Origin of the sequence: Brassicibacter mesophilus, assembly GCF_050433385.1 — a bacterium.
Taxonomy (GTDB): Bacteria; Bacillota; Clostridia; order Tissierellales; family Proteiniboraceae; genus Brassicibacter; species Brassicibacter mesophilus.
The window spans coordinates 157,760-176,512 of sequence record NZ_JBNPXI010000005.1 but is presented as its reverse complement, the minus strand read 5'-3'; the positions used below and the strand labels follow the sequence as shown (position 1 = coordinate 176,512).

Here is an 18,753-nt window from a genome sequence, read left to right as displayed (position 1 = left end):
TATACTGATATTATACTGATAAAATTTTACAAAACACTGTCTACATTTCTTACAAATTTCTTAAAACATTCTTAATCAATTAAGAATTTTAGTGTTTCTAATGAAAAGATAATGGAATATCAAGTTGATATATAAATCTTTTTTTATATGAATCATATATACTTTTTTTCACGTGACAATCTATTCATTTTCTATATATTAGACTGGGTATACTTTAAAACGGTTTTTTAAAAAATTAAAAACTGTCCACAAGTATCTTTTATAATTTAGACTATAGTGCAAAACTCCAATATAGATTCTTATGAATATACTAAAAACATTGAAACTTAGGAAATATTATAGAAAAGAAATACAGGAAATAACATCTGAAGAACAAATTGATGATAAGTGCATTGTGTAATTAATTGTAATTTTTACAAATAAAAAAAGAGAGCTTTGATTAGCTCTCCTTATCTCCGTTTATCATTATTTTAACTTTATTTATCTTAACATCTTTTCCTGATCTTTTAACTGCTTCGTTTACAGCCATCACTATCCCATTACAACAAGGAACTTCCATGTGTGCCACAGTAACTCCTGTAATATCGTTATTTGTTATTATATTAGTTAGCTTTTCGATATAATACTGAACATTATCTAACTTTGGACATCCTATTACTACTGATTTTCCTTTTAGTAAGTCTAAATGATAGTTAGGATATGCAAATGGAACACAGTCAGCAGTAACTAATAGCTCTTTTCCATCAAAATATGCTGCTCTTTCTGGAACAAGCATTAATTGAACAGGCCATTGAGATAATTGGGGTTTGATACTTATTTCAACATCTTCTGAAGAAACTGCAGATGTTTTAGTCTCGTTCGCTAGCCTGTTTATCATCATAGCTCTGCTTCCCGGGCATCCGCCTCCATGATGTACAGGAGCTATAGGTTTATTTTCTATAATATTACTTAAATGCTTTTCTACTGCTTCTTCATCAAATTCATCTGCTTCTCTTTCTATTATTTCAATTGCATCTTGTGGACAATGCCCAAGACAGTTTCCTATTCCATCACATAGGTTATCTGCTATTAGCTTTGCTTTTCCATTTACTATTTTAATAGCACCCTCAGCACATCCTGGTACACATAGACCACAACCATTACACTTTTCTTCATCTATTTTAACTATTTTTCTAATTGCCATTTTATACACCCCTTGTATTTATTTTATAATCTAATTATAAACGATATACCTACTATACTATGTGATAACAAGCACAAAAAGCTGTGATATTCGTCACATAAAAAAACCTATCTGTCAAAGATAGGCTCATAATATTTAAGCTCACATTTTTCATCTATGATTTTCCCGGTATGATAGGATATGTTTGGGAAGAACTCTTTTAACTGGCTAATATTAATTTTATTCTCTAAAAACGCAATAAATGCATTTATCATATCAGTACTTTCCACAACAGCTTTATCATATAAATCATAGAAGCTGTGTGAATAGGTTTCGTCTTTATTACATGGATGGTTCCATATATTGCGAGAACTATTCATATAATCAATTTGACTATCTATCTTTCTAGGATATATAAGTGTTTTATAAGCTATGTCATCCTTACTTACTACATCAGCTACTGTAAGTAATCCTTTTTTTATACCAGAAGGATCATAAGAAAGCTTTAACACAGTAGTAAAGTCTTTGTATGAGTCATTTATATAATTTATTATTTTTTTAGGACTATAAACCTTCCCAATAGTATGTGCTAGATATCTTACTATGCTCTTAGGCAGACTCTTTCCCACATCTATTTCCTGATATACAGGGTATTTAAAACTTTCTGCATTCTCTCTTTCATTTAACAGTATAGTATCAATTATAAGCTCTAATCTTTTATGATATCCTGCAAATCTCCGTGTTTCAGTCTTGTTCGCGTCATGCGCTCCTGCATGATAGTGAATATATGGATGAGCATTTCTATCAAGACTAAAATGACAAATGAATCCAGATATATATGAGAATATTATTCTAAAATTATCCTTATCAATCTCTTCTTCATTAAGATATGAAATGCTCTCAATCAAAAAATCACCTGTTTTTTGAGTATGCATCATTCGACCATATTTTAATCCTCTTTTATCCTTTATACAAGGCCAGAAATCATTATATAAAAACATGTCTGGCCCCTGACATCCTAAATTAAAAATCTTTGGTTTTGAAGCAATTATTGATTTCCAACTACTATTTTCTAGACACTTTACTGTATCCTGCCCACATAATATATGGGTTAATATATCTGGCATACTATTTCCTCCTATAGCGTCATATCGTAACTATATATTTCATAGTATGCATTTTATTGAACTTATTTACTACACTATTACACATTAATAATACATACCTTATTCAAGCTTTAATCCATGAACATCAAATTCTTTATTAGCTAAATCAGATACATGCTTTGCAGGTTCTATTCTGAGTGTATCCTCAGTTAATTCAGCTTCTTTATACAAAAATATATTTATACCATCTACCTCATACATATCATATTTATCTCGAGCCTCCGGCTCATTAAGCCTTACAAATATTTCTGGCCTAGGACTTCAGCAGCTCCCTACTGCAGCTGTATAAATCGTCATCGATTTCCTTCCCATCATTCTGAGTCGTTCTTTTACTTTATCATCTAAAATAATATTCATCGTCACAGTCTCCTCCAAATCAATTTCATAATATTTATATTTCTAATATACCCACATACGGTATATTAAACTCTTATTCTATAATATTTTTGAGTATTTTATCAATAATATGCATGCTGATTATTTTAAAATAGAGTTTATTGTTTTAAAGATTAGCTATTATTGGTATATTATTTATAAGGAAGAGTATAGTATAGCTTAAAGGGAGGGTATAATTTGAATAATCTTGATTTCATTTACAAAAGACACAGTGTGCGTAAGTTTAAAGATGTAGAAATACCAATGGAAGATATACAAGAGGTAATTAAAGCTGCTACATATGCACCATCAGGTAAAAATCTTCAGAATTGGCATTTTGTTATACTTAGAAACAAAGAAAAAATAGAAGAAATGGTCGGAATTGTAGAAAATAAAAATGCTGAGCTATCATCATATACTTCTGATAAAGAAAAAAGTAACGCGTTTAAAAAGTATGTTAAATATCATACAGTATTTAGAAATGCACCAATTGTTATCTTGGTATATGCTGGTCCGTATCCTGCAACTGGAATTGAATTTCTTCAGGAAAAAGGAGTTTCAGATAGTATTATTCATGATTTTTTACGACCTTCTCCTGGTATACAAAATATTGGAGCAGCTATGGAAAACCTTCAGCTTGCAGCTGCCAGCATGGGCTATGGAACATGTTGGATGACAGGACCAAACTATGCTGCTAAAGAAATAGAAGAGTTTATTGGCTTTAAAAAACCAGGATATTTTCTTGCAGCAATGACTCCTTTTGGTGTTCCACAAGATATAGAATACGTTCATCCACCACGGAAGCCTGTAGAAGAGGTAATGACAGTAATAGATTAAAAGTCAGCAGTGTTCATCTGCTGATTTTTTCTATAACGAATAGGAAAGCTCTACTTTTACATTATTAATAACAAAAACTTTCCGTAGATGAGTTTCAAAAAAGGCAACATTATAATGCTTCTTTAGAAGCCTTTTTTATAAATATATTCAATCTATACATATTTTTATAGTTTTATATCAAACTATAACTAAATCTATCATTTTTTTAAGGAAAGTTCCTCAGTTATATATTCAAAACTAAATAGACATAAGAGATTTTCTATTTCTTAAGTATTAATATAAGGAGGTTTTTGTCGTGATTATTGCCAGAGCACAAGAAATAATTGACTCGCCTGAAAATATTGAAGTTCTTCATAATGGAAACCAGGTATGGATTGAAAATGTCAATACATCAAATGGTACTGCTCAAGTAAGAGTACTAGATAACAGTGAAAACATAGTAGTTCCTGTAAACGAATTAGATGAGACTGGAAGAGAATTAAAATAGACAAAAGAGCAAACATGCTCTTTTATCTATTTTTTAATCTATTTTAATATTCAAGCATAGTTTTATTACACTAAGTTCTTACTAGTTAACTCCTTCTTCAGCTTTTCGTATCCCGGTTTTCCTAATAGTGCAAACATGTTTCTTTTATAGCTTTCTACTCCTGGCTGGTCAAAGGGATTTACTCCTAGCAAATATCCGCTTATTCCACATGCTTTTTCGAAGAAATATATTAGCTTTCCAAAATAGTATTCATTCATTTCAGGTATATTAATCACTAAGTTAGGTACATTACCTTCTATATGCGCAAGCATAGTGCCTTCAAATGCCTTTTTATTTACATAATCCAAAGTCTTTTCCGAAAGATAATTTAGTCCGTCTATATTTTCTGAATCTCTTTTTATTATTATATCTTCCTTTGGATTTAAGACATTGATTACTGTCTCAAATAACTCTCTTCTTCCGTCCTGTATATATTGTCCCATAGAATGAAGATCCGTAGAAAAATTCACTGAGGCAGGAAATATTCCTTTTCCGTCCTTTCCTTCACTTTCTCCATATAATTGCTTCCACCATTCAGAAACGTAATTCATCGAAGGCTCATAGTTAGCAAGTATTTCAATATTTTTACCTTTTCTATATAGTACATTTCTTATAGCTGCATATTGATAACAATAGTTTTTATCTATATTTTCAGAACTATATTCCTCTGTTCCTGCTTTCGCACCATCCATTATCTTGTCTATATCTATCCCAGCTACTGCCATAGGAAGCAGGCCTACTGAAGTAAATATGGAAAATCTACCTCCAACATCGTCAGGTATTGTAAATGTTTCATAGCCTTCTTTATCTGCTAACTCTTTTAATGCTCCTTTTGCTTTATCTGTAGTTGCATATATTCTATTTCTAGCTTCATCTTTTCCATATTTGTTTTCTACATATTCCTTAAATATTCTAAAAGCAATAGCAGGCTCTGTTGTAGTTCCAGATTTTGATATAACATTTACGCTTAAATCTTTTCCATCAATTACGTCTAGTAAATGCTTTAAATATGTACTACTTAGATTATTTCCAACAAAAAATATCTCGGGTGTACTTCTTTTACTTCGTGAAAGTAAGTTATAGAATGAATGTCCTAACGCCTCAATTGCCGCTCTTGCTCCAAGATATGATCCACCTATTCCTATTACTATTAAGACTTGTGAATTGTCTTTGATTTTATCAGCAGCTTCCTTTATTCTTTCAAATTCATTCTTATCATAATTTACTGGATAATCCACCCAGCCTAAAAAATCCTTTCCTGCACCTGTTTTTTTATAGATCATGTTATGCGCGGAAATAACTTCTTCTCTTATATTGTCAATCTCTTTAATATCTATCATTGCATTTGAATAATCAAAGCTTATGTTGGTCATTTTATCCCCCCTGTATTTAAAACATTTATTCTAACTATATATATTCTACTTTATTACCACCGGTTATTTCAATTAAATAAAAAAGCAATACCTATTAAGTAAAGATATTGCTTTTTTACTAAAGCTCAGTTTAGGTGAAGTTTTGACTTCATCTAAACTCAAAGCCGTGTTATCCAGAAGCTATGCAATTGATGAAGAAGCTAAGTGACTTATAACAAATCGAAGATTTGTATAATCTACTCATCTTTATTTTTACTTAAAAAGTGAGAGTATTAGGATTGTAAGTTATCGGATAATATGTTTAAACTAATATCCAGTGCTTTTACAGAATGAGTTAATGCCCCTACAGAAATAATATCTACTCCTGTCTCAGCAACTTCTAGAATTCTACCTAAACTCATATTTCCTGAAGCCTCTATAATAGCTTTTTTATTATTTATCACAACTGCTTGTTTCATAGCTGCAGTATCCATATTATCTAACATTATTACGTCTGCATTTGCATCTAGAGCCTCTTTAAGCTGGTCAAGTGTTTCAACCTCTACTTCAATCTTCACTGTATGAGGTATTTTGCTCTTCACTATGTTTATAGCCTCAGTAATTCCACCAGCAGCCTTTATATGATTATCTTTTATTAGTATCGCATCTGATAGATTAAATCTATGATTAATTCCTCCACCCATTCTAACTGAATATTTATCAAGTATCCTAAGTCCTGGTACAGTTTTTCTAGTATCAACTATTTTAGCATTGTATTTCTTTATTCTCTCGGAGTACATAGCAGTTGTTGTTGCAATACCAGACATCCTTTGCAGTAAATTTAATGCAGTTCTTTCTCCTGATAAAATAGCTCTAGTTTTCCCAGTTATCCTAGCAATAATATCTCCTTTCTTTGTAACAAAGCCATCATCTATATATTTTTCAAAAATAATAGCATCATCAAGCAGTTCGAAAACCATTCTTGCAACATCAATTCCTGCAATTACGCCATCTTCTTTTGCTTTAATCTCTGCCACACTTAAGCTATCTTCATCTATCAGGCTATCTGTAGTTATATCTCCATTATTCATGTCTTCTAATAAAGCATTCTTAATTATATTTTCTAGATATAGCTTTTTCATTTAAACTCTCTCCCTCATCCAATATAAAATGACATCCTATGCTTTCCTTCCTTAATAGACATGCTTCAATTATTAACTTAGAAACTGTAGCCATATTTAAAACTTCATAATACTCCTTGCACTGAACTCTATTAAGCTTCAATCCTTCAAGTATCGTGTCTATTGCTTTTCTAGCAAGCTTAAGTCCCGAATCACATCTTACAATCCCTACATATTTTTCCATAGTTTCTTTTATGCTTTGTCTGTATTGCTCTATAATTTTATCAGCTATATTAAGTGAGACGTCAGTTATTTTGATATCCTCTAAAATAGTTAAACTTGATTCATCTTTTTTACTATTTATATCATCAGCAATTTTGCCTCCAAACACAGCACATTCTAAAAGAGAATTGCTAGCAAGTCTGTTTGCTCCATGCACACCTGTATTTGTACATTCACCACAAGCGTATAAGTTAGTAACATTTGTTTGACCACGTAGATTAACTTTTATTCCTCCAATAGAGTAATGTTCTACTGGAGTCACAGGGATATAATCCTTGGATATATCAATGCCATGCTCTAAACATTTATTGAATATAGTTGGAAACCTTTGTTTTAAAAAGGCTTTTTCTTTATGTGTTATATCAAGATGTACATAATCTGAGTCTGTTTCCTGCATTTCTTTATATATGCTTTGTGATACTATATCTCTTGGTGCAAGCTCAATATCCGAATGGTATTTCTGCATAAACCTTTCATTGTATTTATTTCTCAAAACAGCACCTTCTCCTCTAACTGCTTCGGATATGAGGAACTTCCTATCATTCCCATTAGAATAAAACGCTGTAGGATGAAATTGTATGAATTCCATATTAGCAACCTTACAGCCTGCCCTATAAGCCATAGCAATACCATCTCCAGTAGCTATACATGAATTTGTTGTGTTTTTATATACTTCACCAATACCTCCAGTTGATATGACTGTATTTTTAGATAAAACACTTATTACCTGATTATCCTTTAACACTTCAACCCCTATACATCTTTCATTATTTTTAATCAGGTCAATTGCCATAGTATTTTCCCATAGTACAATATTATCTCTTCTTCTCAACTCACATACTAGAGCTTCCATTATTTCTTTGCCTGTCGCATCTCCACCTGCATGAAGTATCCTTCTTCTGCTATGCCCACCCTCCATAGTTGTTTTTATGCTTCCATTTTCGTCTTTATCAAAGTTAACTCCTAGTTTAATCATTTCTGCAACTGCTAATGCCCCATTATTTACTAACACATCAACAGCCTTTACATCGTTCACTCGTGAACCTGCTTTTAGAGTATCTCTTACATGAAGGATAAAGCTATCGTCTTTTTTAGTACAGGCAGCTATTCCCCCTTGTGCTAAAGAACTATTATTTTCACTTATAAGCTCTTTAGATATGATTATGATTCGGAAATTTGAATCTAGTTCTAGAGCAGTATATACCCCTGCTAACCCTGCTCCAATTATTACCACATCAGCATAAAACTTTTCCATTAAACATCACCCCTAGCTGAACTTTAACATATCATCAAGCGACTTCAATGCTTTTCCTCTTATATTTTCATCTACAGTTATCTGATGTTTTTCATATTGTAAAGCAGATAGAACATCTTCTAGGCTTGTTTTTTTCATATTATAGCAAACAAGTGATGGAGAAATCATATAAAAGTTTTTATCTGGATTATCTTGTCTAAGTTTATGCAATACGCCCATTTCAGTTCCTATCCAAAAACTTTTGGATTTAGATTTATTAGCATATTCAATTATCTGAGATGTGCTGCCTACAAAATCTGCAAGACTTACTATCTCACTACTGCACTCTGGATGAACTAAAACCTCAGCATCTGGATGTGCTTTTTTGGCCTTAACCGCATCTTCAGTTCTTGTTCTCTGATGAGTTATGCAAAATCCTGGCCATAAATCAATGATTTTATCCTTTACCCTATCTCTTATATACCCTCCAAGATTTTTATCTGGAACAAATAGAATTCTATCCGTATCAATGCTTTGAACTATTTTTAGCGCATTTGATGATGTACAGCAAATATCGCTTTCAGCCTTAACCTCTGCTGATGAATTAACATAACACACTATTTTTGTATCAGGGTGTTTGATTTTATAGTTTCTTAAATCTTCTGCAGTTATCATGTCCGCCATAGGACATCCTGCATCTTTTACAGGAAGTAATACTATTTTGTCTGGTGAAAGTATTTTTGCACTTTCTGCCATAAAATGAACGCCGCAAAATACTATCATCTCACAGTATGTTTTTGCAGCTGCTCTACTTAATGCTAAAGAGTCACCAACTATATCTGCAATATCCTGAACTTCGGGAATCTGATAATTATGAGCAAGAACTATAGCATTTTTCTCTTTTTTAAGTGTATTTATTTCATCTATAATTTTATTTTTATCCATATCATTACCCCTTTGCATCAATGTGTTTACATCTGTCTTGTCACTTACATGTATACAGTATAGCACTTTATTATGTCCTAATCAATGTACGTTAAAATAGTATCAAAAAAGTAAAAAATACCAGCAATATATCTGCCGGTATCATAATGCTGATATTATATCAAATTAAGCTTCTTATCCAGTTCAAGCTCTTATATGCATTTTTTAAAAACTCGCTAGGCTTTTCTTCATGACTTCTTGAAACCGTCTCAAGCGTCATAAATCCTGTATAACTGACTTTAGGGAAATTATCACATACCTTTTTCCAATCAATATTTCCTTCGCCAGGCAGCCAATGTCTATCTTTAATCCCATCATTATCCGACAAATGAGTTGATACTAGCAGATGACCCCATTTTTTTAAAATCTCAACCTTATTCTTGCTGTACATCCAATCATGAGATGAATCATAGCAAAAACCAAGGTTTGGAGATTGTATTTCATTAAAAACAAAGTCAATATAATCAACACGATTTATGTTTTCAATAGCTAAGGTTACTCCTAATTCTTCTGCTCTTCTAACCATTTTATTTATACTTTCTATCCCGTACTTATTAGGTAAAGGTAATTTTTCTCCATCTGTTATGTGCATAACCATAACAGGTATATTATGCTTATAGCAATCTGATAACCAATCCAAGTGTTTGAATAAAGCTTCTTTGCGAGATGAATAGCTATCACTCCAGATATTATTGCATCCTTCATATGGTACATGAATATTCTCAAGCACTAATCCACTATCTCTGACTATTTTAGGCATGTCTTCTTTTTTAATTTTTTCTGTTCCAACTTCGTCTTCCCACCAAATTGTAGTAGCATCAAATTTTGCTTCCTTTATTAGTTTAAGTCTTTCAGGTAATGGAAGCACAAATCCAAACCACGAAAATATTCCCAATAAATATTTTTTTTCTTTTTCAATATCATGCATCATATTTTCACCCTACCCCATTATATAAAAAAAAGGACTGGTGTTCCAGTCCTTAAGATGCTCTTTTACCTCCCAAATCCGGACGTGTAGGTTGAGGCGGGCTAAAGTCAGACATAATATATTCATAAATCAATTTCTCTACAGATATTCCTTGATGTCTTAGCCCCTCATTCCCAAACAGTACATTAAATTCTAAAATGTAGTACCTATCTCCGACTACTACTACATCAAATCCAGCATGATTTATACCTAGTGTTTTAGCGATCTTATCAACTAGAATAATAGCTTCATTAGGAATATTTTCAAAGCTATAGCTTCCCCCTTTTGCAATATTATTATGAAAGCTTCCTTCTTGCGCTATTCTCCAATAGGCTGAAACCACTTTGTTTCCGACATATACCACTCTTAAGTCTCTATCAATAGGAAGTTTTTCTTGTATATATAAAGTATCATTGTTCTCTATATAGCTTCTTAATTCCTTTCGATTCTGAATAAGAAATACTCCTTGTCCCATTGAATTTTTTGATTCTTTAGCAACACATGGATATCCAAACTCTTCTTCAACTATATCTATAGTCGAGTCACCTGAACTCATTATCCTTGTGTATGGTACATTCTGAGGAAAAGAGGCCATTAATCCTCTAGTCATTTCTATTTTGTTATGACCAAGATGATATGTGTTGACATTTGGAAATATTCTTTTATTAAGACTATATACTAATAAATTTACTTGCCAGTACTCAGGAAACAGTATATAATCTGCATCTTTAATCTTGTCTATTTCTCTAAAAATATTTTCTGGCTTTATATATGTTGCTCCCGGTATTCCTATAGTTCTATACGCATTAAATGATACTATATTCACTATTTCACCTTCCCAAAAAAAGAATCAATGATAAAATATATTACATTTTTATACAGAAAGTGTCAAGAGTTTTTTTTATACTAAAAAAACCAGGCTTAAGCCTGGTTGTAATGCGTTATATTACCTTTATTTTGAGTAGCGCAAAGTCGTCATCAAGTTCTTGCTGATTAAATCTATCGACATTATTTTCAATCTCAGTAATTAAATTCTCTTCATCAGAATTCTTAACTATATCAACCAATCTGTTTAATCCAAAAAACTCTCCTTCTTCATTTCTGGCTTCTATGACTCCATCAGTATAGAATAGAATTGAATCACCCTTCCCTAATATAACACATTGTTCTTCATACTCAATGTTATTGAAAAGGTATGTTATAGGGTATCCTTTAGCTTCTAAAAGCTCAACCTTATTCTCTCGAAAATGTAATGGTATACAATTATGACCTCCATTGGTATATCTAAAGCTATTATCTCGATTATCAAAAACTCCATAGAATATTGTAAAATACTTATCGTCATCTAAATTTAAGTCAAGAAATCTTTTATGAAGCTCGCTTATAGCTTTACTAGGACTTAAGTATTCATATTTTATGGCTTTAATAGTTTGTCTTATAAACATAGTCATTATTGCTGCAGTTATACCATGTCCTACAACATCGCTTATATATATACCTGTATGGTTATCATCAATTCTATATATATCAAATATATCACCGCTTAGCATCTCTGATGGCTTATAGGAATAATCCACTCTGAAAGGCCCGAAATCACCTTTTTGTGGCAGTACTTTCTTTTGTATTGTTCTAGCAAAGAAAAGATCCTTGCTCATCTTTTCGTTCCTTTTTAAGATTTCTTTTTCTAGTTTTCTTTCTCTAGTCACATCTCTAAATACTTCAACGGCAGCATAAATGTTATCATTTAAATCTCTTACAGGGGAACTTTTCACCGAAAAAATTCTATCACCAATAATCTCTTCCTTTTCTGCTATCTGTCCTGTGCTTATAGTAGTTTCAGTAATACATCTTTTACATGCACAACTTTTGCCTAGGGCAGAGTAACACCTTGTGCCAACAATATCCTTTCCTAAAGCTTCTTCCATAGATTTATTGGCGTAGATTATTATACCATTGTTATCTATAACTCTAACCCAATCTACCATACCATCTAGGATGTCAAAAGTAAGCCTTCTATGACTTTTTATTTTTTCATGCAATAAAGTACTTCTACTCTCTTGTAGCATATTTTCCCCCTCTTTAAATTCTATTGTATTAAACGATACAAAATTGAATTTAAAATGCTTTACTGTATTATATCATAGAATATTTGTTTGTGTATTACATATTTTATATTTAGGACAAAAGTTGTAATTTCTTCCTACAATTTGTTGTTTTTGTGAATTTCATACTTTTGTCTAGCTAAAATTTTAGATATATTTTTATCTTCCAAAATATTATCTAAATTATGTAGCCCTAATCCTGTTAATATTTTTGTCACATTTACATTATCAAATGGGGTCATTATTAGTGAATCTTCACCCACATCATTAGCAATTTTAGTACCCTTTTCAACATCAATGTTTGTTCTTGGTCCCCCTACGCATCCACCCTTGCATCCCATACCTTCTATGAAGTTTGCATTAACCTTTTGGCTCGTAAGCTCATCTAATATATGCTTACATTCTGTCACACCATCTACTCTCTTTGGATTAAATTTTATAAGTCTTCTAGGTGCTATTCTATTAACTGCTGTTTTCACCGAGAAGCTTACTCCTCCAGTTCTTGCATATACTCTTCCTCCATAAGATGCTTGATCCTTATCATCACCTGGAAGATCTTCTAGCCTTATTTCCAGAGCATTAAAGACCTCTCTTAATTCTCTATATGTGAGAACAAAATCAATATCTTCCTTAAATTTATCTTCCTTTGCCTCAGCCTTTTTTGCTATACAAGGTCCTATAAATACAACTTTAGAACCAGGATATAATATTTTTAGTATTCTTCCAGCAGCAACCATTGGAGATATTGATGGAACCATACTATCCATTAGCTTGTGGTAATGCTTTTCAACCATGTTTACCCATACAGGACAACAGCAGCTAGTGATAAAAAAGTCATTTTCGCTTTTGACTAAATGGTTAAATTCATATGCTTCTTTAATAGTCAATATATCTGCAAATAATGCTACTTCTACCATATCCTCAAAACCAATTAGTTTAAGTGCAGTTCTTAATTGGCCCAAACTAATATTATCACCAAACTGTCCAGCTATAGAAGGGGCAGCTGCAGCGAATACTTTTTCTTCTTTATTTTTTAGAATATCTATTAGTGGTACAAATTCTATTTTGTCTGCTATGGCACCGAATGAACAGCTTGAAACGCATTGCCCGCAACTTAAGCATTTATTGTTTTCAATAACTGGTCCTTCACTTCTTCTATATATGTGAGCTTCATACAGACAGGATTCATAGCATTCATTATCCTCTATATTTTCATCACAGTATTGGCACGCACCATTTATTTTAGCTATAATTGGACCATCCACTGATTTTAAATTCTTTGTCAAATCTACCTCATCAGAGAACTCTACGTCTCCTCTTGTATTTAATCCCATTGCTAGCCTTATATGATCTCTAATAAATGGTCTATCTTCATCATTAAACCCATATTTGGCTTTTATGCGGTCTTCTAGTTTGTTTAAATCTATACTTTGCAAAGCATTCCAGCTTTGCTTGACAATTTCTTTAAATATATCCATTCTTTTATCTTGAAAGTCAGTAAATGCACTGTTCATTTATACACCCCTATAAGATATATTGACATAGCAAAAGTATGTTTATCATACTATTATAATGGTTTAAAAAATATTTTTTATTCAGATAGCTAGTGTTAGTATCCATTAAAGAATAAAGTATAAAGACTTAATTCCTATTGCTTAGCTTGATAAAAATATTATATAATTCCAATATAGAAGGAGGTGGAAAAATGGATAACTTAAATCAAACTTCATATGCTACTCCAGATAAAACTATACTTGAAACGCTTAGTAAATGGGCTGGTTTTGTTGGTATTATGACAATAATCTCAGGGGCACTAACATGCCTTTCAGCAATATTTACTTTAGGTATTTCACTTATTCCTGGAATCATAACTATTATCTTAGGAGTAAAACTTAGAAACACAAAAACTTCAGTAGATAAGTACTTAACGGGAGATGCAATGGAAGTGAATGGCATTTTCGAAAGTATGGGATCTTACCTAAAAATTCAAGGTATTCTAATAATCGTTAGCTTAGCTCTTGTTGTTTTAGGTATAGTACTTGGTAGTGTATTTATGGCTACATTTATGAATCAAATGGGTGGTTTCTATTAAATAAAATAGCAGGATATCCTGCTATTTTATTTTTTGCTAAATTCAACTTCTTCGAACCCTTCTTCTGTATATCTGGCTAAAGTATATATGAGGTCTGATAATCTATTTACATATTTTATTAGGTGTGAATTAACTTCAACATCCTTGGACAATGATATTATTCTTCTCTCTGCCCTCCTGCAAATTGTTCTAGCTACATGAAGAAAACCAGACGATTTTCCAGCTCCAGGTATTACAAAGTGATCAGGCTTTTTAAAAGCTGTCATGTATTTGTCTATCTTATTCTCTAGTAAAATAACATCTTCTTCAGTAATTGATATCGGCCTCTTATTTAGATCGCTTGTTGCAAGTTCAGCTCCAACATCAAATAACTTCCTCTGAATTGTATTAATTAGTTCATATACTTCCTTATCTTCAATATAATTTTTTGAAAGTCCTAAGAAAGAATTAAGTTCATCGACTGTTCCGTAGCTTTCAACTCTTAAGTCGTCTTTATCAACTCTTTTACTGTCAAATAAGCTAGTTTGACCTTTATCACCGGTTTTAGTATATATATTCACTTTTACTACCCCCTTGCTAAATCTTTACTAAAAATATACCCTATTTTTATAGGATAAAAATCTTTTTATTAAAACACATCTTATTTGAATAAAATATTAAAAATTCTCAAGATTCATTTCGCTAATGCATTTTCAAAAACATAATTAACGATATAGTTTTGCATAATTTTTTAATGAAAACAATTGCATATATGTTATAAAAAATAAATATAATATTTATTTGGATGTGATATTCATGAGAAAAATCAAAAAATTTGCTTTAATAACCTGTATCATATTTTTAACTGCTTTTATTTTTAGTAAAACTCCTTTATATTATTCTTTTAGAAGCTATGCCGTTATGTATCCATATAGTTATCTGCACAAGGTAAACAGCATACTTTATAAAAAAGACATTAATTTTTATATACCAGGTGGAAATAGTACTTCAAAGCCTGACTGGTATCCTTTTGTCATGACCTTTAATGATGATGAAGGCTTTTCTAACTTTACTAATCGAGATTTATCGTTTACTGTTTTATATAGTTTTGGTCACCTTGAAACATTAAAAGGCTGTTCAGCATACTATAACCCTAATTCTGAATATTACAGCAGCTTTTACGGGGGATATATAATTCACGATAATGAAAATCCAGACAATATGTATGGATTCAAAAGCAATGGAAAAATAGATACAGATATGCTAACCCTAGTACCTAAATATGATCAAACTGTACTAGTCTTACCTTCTATTGGATGTGCTAAAAACAAAATTGTTTTTGATACTCATATTGATAATATTGAAGAAAACATAAAATATATAGGGTTGGATGGTTGGACTAAGGTTGACTCGACAATTACGACCAATAGTCCTATGCATAAATATAATAATAAGTATAGTGGTTATATACAGTATGGGAAGCCAAATAAAGCATACTATCCTAAAGATGATTTTCCTGCTGTCACACTTAAAGGTAGAATCTATGCAAAATACATTGACAAATATAACTCTACCTTTGTGTTGTATGTTATGGCTCCAAGCAGTAAAATTGTAGAAGAATGCGACAGAGAATTTTTGTCAAAGTCTATTATAAAATAATGACTATTATTTTATATGTGATATAATATGTATGATTATATTTGTATTAAGGGAGGACTTTTATATGGTAGACTCGTTAGAACATAAGATAACGAGGTATCTAAATATTTATAACGATCTAAACAAAAAACTAAACTGGCATGCTCAAAGCCAAATACTGATGATGATACCTTTGGTATACATCTTAAATGATGTGGATTTTGATTTAGATGAGTTTATAGAAATGAGTGATTACATTAAGGACGAGTCAGGATTTTTTTCTCCTCTTCACTCGCACCAAAGGTTTCCAACAGCTGCAATTTTAATATGTAAGTTTAAAGATCCTAAATCAAGCTTTGGCAAACTAATGAAATATCAAGAAAGGCTTATAGATAAAGGATTTAAAGACTGTCCATATCTTGCAATCTCAGCTTTAGCACTCATGACTACTGATACTCACTCTGAATCTGAAGATTTAGAGTGTAGATTGGATAAGGCTATGGAGCTTTATAAAGGGATGAAAAGTAATCATTTCTTTCTTACATCTCACAGTGACTATCCAACAGCTATTCTACTTTCTCAGCATAGAGAACCTGTAGGTGAGCTAATGGAAGAAATAGAGTATTACTATGATAAGCTATCTGAGAGATGCTTTAAGAAAGGAAATGAATTACAGCTTTTATCTCATATATTAATGATGGCTAAAATGGAAAATAGGGATTTTATAATAGATAGATGCTGTGAGCTCTACAATAGCGTAACATCTCAAGGCTTAAAGGTAAAAAGACTTCACTATTCACAAATAGGACTTATGTCCGTAATAGATGCCGATTTAAGTGAAGAAATACAGCATATCAAAGAAGCTACAGAGATACTTTCTCAGCAAAAAGGTTTTAGATGGAACAAGCACCTTAATCTAATGATTTCAATAATCATTGTAATATCTGAAGTATTAGAAAATATGCACCATGATATCACTATTATAGAAACAGGTATAAGTACGTGTATGGAGACTTTAATAGAAGCCCAAAATGCTGCCTTAATCGCGGCTATAGCTTCTACATCTGCTGTTACAACTGCAAGTGGCGGTAATTAAGAACTGAAGACTTTTCTTCAGTTCTTTCTATTTTTTGTGATATATATCACATTTTACTTTGATATCAATCACAGTTTGTTTATTTATAATCATATATCATATACATATAACAAATAAGTCAATATGCACATTTTAATATTTACTTAATATAAAGGAGGAAAAATGATGAGTATGTTCTGTTATCAATGTCAAGAAACAGCTAAGGGCACTGGCTGTACAATGAGAGGAGTTTGTGGTAAAACTTCAGATGTAGCAAATCTTCAAGATTTACTAATTTACTCACTTAAAGGAATTTCATTCTACAATCTTAAAGCTAGAGAGTTAAATCTTAAAACTGAAAAAGCAGATAAATTTATTGTTGAAAGCTTATTCATGACTATCACAAATGCTAACTTTGACCGTGAGAGATTTACACAAAAGATTAAAGCTGCTTTATCATTACGTGATGAAATAAAAACGGCTGTAATAAATGCTGGAGGTAGTGTTGAGGATATAACACACGATTCTGCTTTATGGTATACAGATTCAATTGAAGTATTTGACGAAAAAGCAAAATATATTGGTATATTAGCTACAGAAAATGAAGATGTACGATCTCTAAGAGAACTTTTAACATATGGATTAAAGGGTATGGCAGCCTACGCTGAACATGCAATTAACCTTGGATATGAAAATCAAGACATTTATGCTTTCATGCAAAAAGGATTAGTTGCAACTACAGATAATAGCTTATCTGCAGACGAGTTGGTAGCTCTTGTTATGGAATGTGGAAAATATGGTGTTGAAGTAATGGCCCTTTTAGATAAAGCAAATACTTCAACATATGGACATCCAGAAATAACTAAGGTCAATATCGGAGTTAGAAATAATCCAGCTATACTAGTAAGTGGTCATGACCTAAAAGACTTCGAAGAATTATTAAAGCAAACTGAAGGTACTGGAGTAGATGTATATACTCACGGTGAAATGCTCCCAGCACACTATTACCCAGCATTCAAAAAATATGATCATTTTGTAGGTAACTATGGAAATGCATGGTGGAAGCAAGATAAGGAATTTGATAGCTTTAATGGTGTAGTATTTCTGACAACAAACTGTTTAGTTCCACCAAAAGATTCTTACAAAGATAGAGTATATACTACAGGTGCTGTAGGATTCGAAGGTCTAAAGCATATAACTGCAGGCCCAGACGGCAAAAAAGATTTCTCAGAGCTCATCGAGCATGCTAAAAAATGTTCACCTCCAGTAGAGATAGAAAAAGGCGAAATAATAGGTGGATTCGGACACAGTACTGTATTAGGATTAGCAGATAAGGTTGTGGATGCTGTTAAATCAGGAGCAATCAAAAGATTCTTCGTTATGGCAGGCTGTGATGGTAGAATGAAATCAAGAGATTACTATACTGAATTTGCTCAAGCATTGCCAAAAGATACTGTTATATTAACAGCAGGTTGTGCTAAATACAAATATAATAAGCTAGACTTAGGAGATATTGGTGGAATTCCAAGAGTACTAGATGCAGGACAATGTAATGACTCTTATTCATTAGCAGTAATAGCTCTAAAATTAAAAGAAGTATTTGAATTAAATGATATCAACGAACTTCCTATTTCATATAACATCGCATGGTATGAGCAAAAAGCAGTAATTGTATTATTAGCTTTACTATATCTAGGTGTAAAAAATATTCACTTAGGACCAACTCTACCAGCATTCCTTTCACCAAATGTAGCTAAAGTTCTTGTAGATACTTTTGGAATCGGCGGAATTACAAACGTAGAAGATGATATGAAAATGTTTATGGGCGCATAATAAATAATATAAAATTAAAGCTAGGTGA

General features: G+C 31.8%; 18 protein-coding genes. 6 read left to right on the top strand and 12 right to left on the bottom strand.

Annotated elements, in window-relative coordinates:
• Nucleotides 1–439 precede the first annotated feature (439 nt).
• From HNR33_RS08385 to HNR33_RS08375, 3 genes are all read right to left on the bottom strand, one after another.
• Entirely contained in the window at nucleotides 440–1,183 is a 744-nt protein-coding gene (locus tag HNR33_RS08385; RefSeq protein WP_429082249.1) for an ATP-binding protein, read from the bottom strand.
• 107 nt (nucleotides 1,184–1,290) lie between these two features.
• Complete coding sequence (locus HNR33_RS08380) at nucleotides 1,291–2,289, bottom strand: zinc dependent phospholipase C family protein (protein WP_429082246.1); 999 nt, start codon at nucleotides 2,287–2,289, stop codon at nucleotides 1,291–1,293.
• 99 nt (nucleotides 2,290–2,388) lie between these two features.
• The gene (locus HNR33_RS08375; protein ID WP_429082245.1) at nucleotides 2,389–2,529 is read right to left on the bottom strand and encodes a hypothetical protein; all 141 of its coding nucleotides are present in this window, start codon (nucleotides 2,527–2,529) and stop codon (nucleotides 2,389–2,391) included.
• Nucleotides 2,530–2,901: 372 nt separating this feature from the next.
• On the opposite strand from HNR33_RS08375, the gene HNR33_RS08370 reads away from it, so the two are divergent.
• On the top strand, nucleotides 2,902–3,540 hold the full coding sequence (locus HNR33_RS08370) for a nitroreductase family protein (protein ID WP_429082243.1): 639 nt from the start codon (nucleotides 2,902–2,904) through the stop codon (nucleotides 3,538–3,540).
• Between the two features lie 295 nt (nucleotides 3,541–3,835).
• A complete protein-coding gene (locus tag HNR33_RS08365) occupies nucleotides 3,836–4,027 on the top strand; it encodes an H-type small acid-soluble spore protein (RefSeq protein WP_429082241.1) in 192 nt (63 codons plus the stop codon).
• Nucleotides 4,028–4,092: 65 nt separating this feature from the next.
• Here HNR33_RS08365 and HNR33_RS08360 read toward each other — a convergent pair whose 3' ends face one another.
• From HNR33_RS08360 to HNR33_RS08325, 8 genes are all read right to left on the bottom strand, one after another.
• Nucleotides 4,093–5,430 (bottom strand): glucose-6-phosphate isomerase, encoded by a 1,338-nt coding sequence (locus HNR33_RS08360; RefSeq protein WP_429082304.1) that lies wholly within the window; start codon nucleotides 5,428–5,430, stop codon nucleotides 4,093–4,095.
• 281 nt (nucleotides 5,431–5,711) lie between these two features.
• The gene (nadC, locus tag HNR33_RS08355) at nucleotides 5,712–6,560 is read right to left on the bottom strand and encodes a carboxylating nicotinate-nucleotide diphosphorylase (RefSeq protein ID WP_429082238.1); all 849 of its coding nucleotides are present in this window, start codon (nucleotides 6,558–6,560) and stop codon (nucleotides 5,712–5,714) included.
• Nucleotides 6,529–8,076 (bottom strand): L-aspartate oxidase, encoded by a 1,548-nt coding sequence (nadB, locus tag HNR33_RS08350; protein ID WP_429082235.1) that lies wholly within the window; start codon nucleotides 8,074–8,076, stop codon nucleotides 6,529–6,531. Before nadB ends, nadC begins: the two co-directional genes overlap by 32 nt.
• Nucleotides 8,077–8,088: 12 nt before the next feature.
• Nucleotides 8,089–9,000, bottom strand: a complete 912-nt coding sequence (gene nadA / locus HNR33_RS08345) for a quinolinate synthase NadA (protein WP_488167839.1) — start codon at nucleotides 8,998–9,000, stop codon at nucleotides 8,089–8,091.
• Nucleotides 9,001–9,160: 160 nt separating this feature from the next.
• On the bottom strand, nucleotides 9,161–9,967 hold the full coding sequence (locus HNR33_RS08340) for a sugar phosphate isomerase/epimerase family protein (RefSeq protein WP_429082234.1): 807 nt from the start codon (nucleotides 9,965–9,967) through the stop codon (nucleotides 9,161–9,163).
• A gap of 52 nt (nucleotides 9,968–10,019) precedes the next feature.
• Entirely contained in the window at nucleotides 10,020–10,832 is an 813-nt protein-coding gene (locus HNR33_RS08335; RefSeq protein ID WP_429082231.1) for an ATP-grasp domain-containing protein, read from the bottom strand.
• 115 nt (nucleotides 10,833–10,947) lie between these two features.
• Nucleotides 10,948–12,072: a PP2C family protein-serine/threonine phosphatase gene (locus tag HNR33_RS08330; protein ID WP_429082229.1), complete on the bottom strand. Its 1,125-nt coding sequence runs from the start codon at nucleotides 12,070–12,072 to the stop codon at nucleotides 10,948–10,950.
• A 134-nt stretch (nucleotides 12,073–12,206) separates the two neighbouring features.
• Nucleotides 12,207–13,622, bottom strand: coding sequence for a [Fe-Fe] hydrogenase large subunit C-terminal domain-containing protein (locus HNR33_RS08325; RefSeq protein ID WP_429082227.1), 1,416 nt, complete (start codon nucleotides 13,620–13,622; stop codon nucleotides 12,207–12,209).
• Nucleotides 13,623–13,813: 191 nt separating this feature from the next.
• On the opposite strand from HNR33_RS08325, the gene HNR33_RS08320 reads away from it, so the two are divergent.
• Entirely contained in the window at nucleotides 13,814–14,200 is a 387-nt protein-coding gene (locus tag HNR33_RS08320) for a DUF5362 family protein (RefSeq protein WP_429082224.1), read from the top strand.
• Between the two features lie 26 nt (nucleotides 14,201–14,226).
• On the opposite strand, the gene HNR33_RS08315 is transcribed toward HNR33_RS08320, so the two are convergent.
• Entirely contained in the window at nucleotides 14,227–14,760 is a 534-nt protein-coding gene (locus HNR33_RS08315) for a cob(I)yrinic acid a,c-diamide adenosyltransferase (RefSeq protein ID WP_429082222.1), read from the bottom strand.
• A 235-nt stretch (nucleotides 14,761–14,995) separates the two neighbouring features.
• Here HNR33_RS08315 and HNR33_RS08310 point away from each other — a divergent pair, with 235 nt between their 5' ends.
• The 3 genes from HNR33_RS08310 (at nucleotide 14,996) to hcp (ending at nucleotide 18,725) form a co-directional block, all read left to right on the top strand.
• A complete protein-coding gene (locus HNR33_RS08310) occupies nucleotides 14,996–15,838 on the top strand; it encodes a hypothetical protein (protein WP_429082221.1) in 843 nt (280 codons plus the stop codon).
• A gap of 64 nt (nucleotides 15,839–15,902) precedes the next feature.
• Complete coding sequence (locus HNR33_RS08305) at nucleotides 15,903–16,913, top strand: DUF4003 family protein (protein WP_429082219.1); 1,011 nt, start codon at nucleotides 15,903–15,905, stop codon at nucleotides 16,911–16,913.
• 165 nt (nucleotides 16,914–17,078) lie between these two features.
• The gene (hcp, locus tag HNR33_RS08300) at nucleotides 17,079–18,725 is read left to right on the top strand and encodes a hydroxylamine reductase (RefSeq protein ID WP_429082216.1); all 1,647 of its coding nucleotides are present in this window, start codon (nucleotides 17,079–17,081) and stop codon (nucleotides 18,723–18,725) included.
• Nucleotides 18,726–18,753 lie beyond the last annotated feature (28 nt).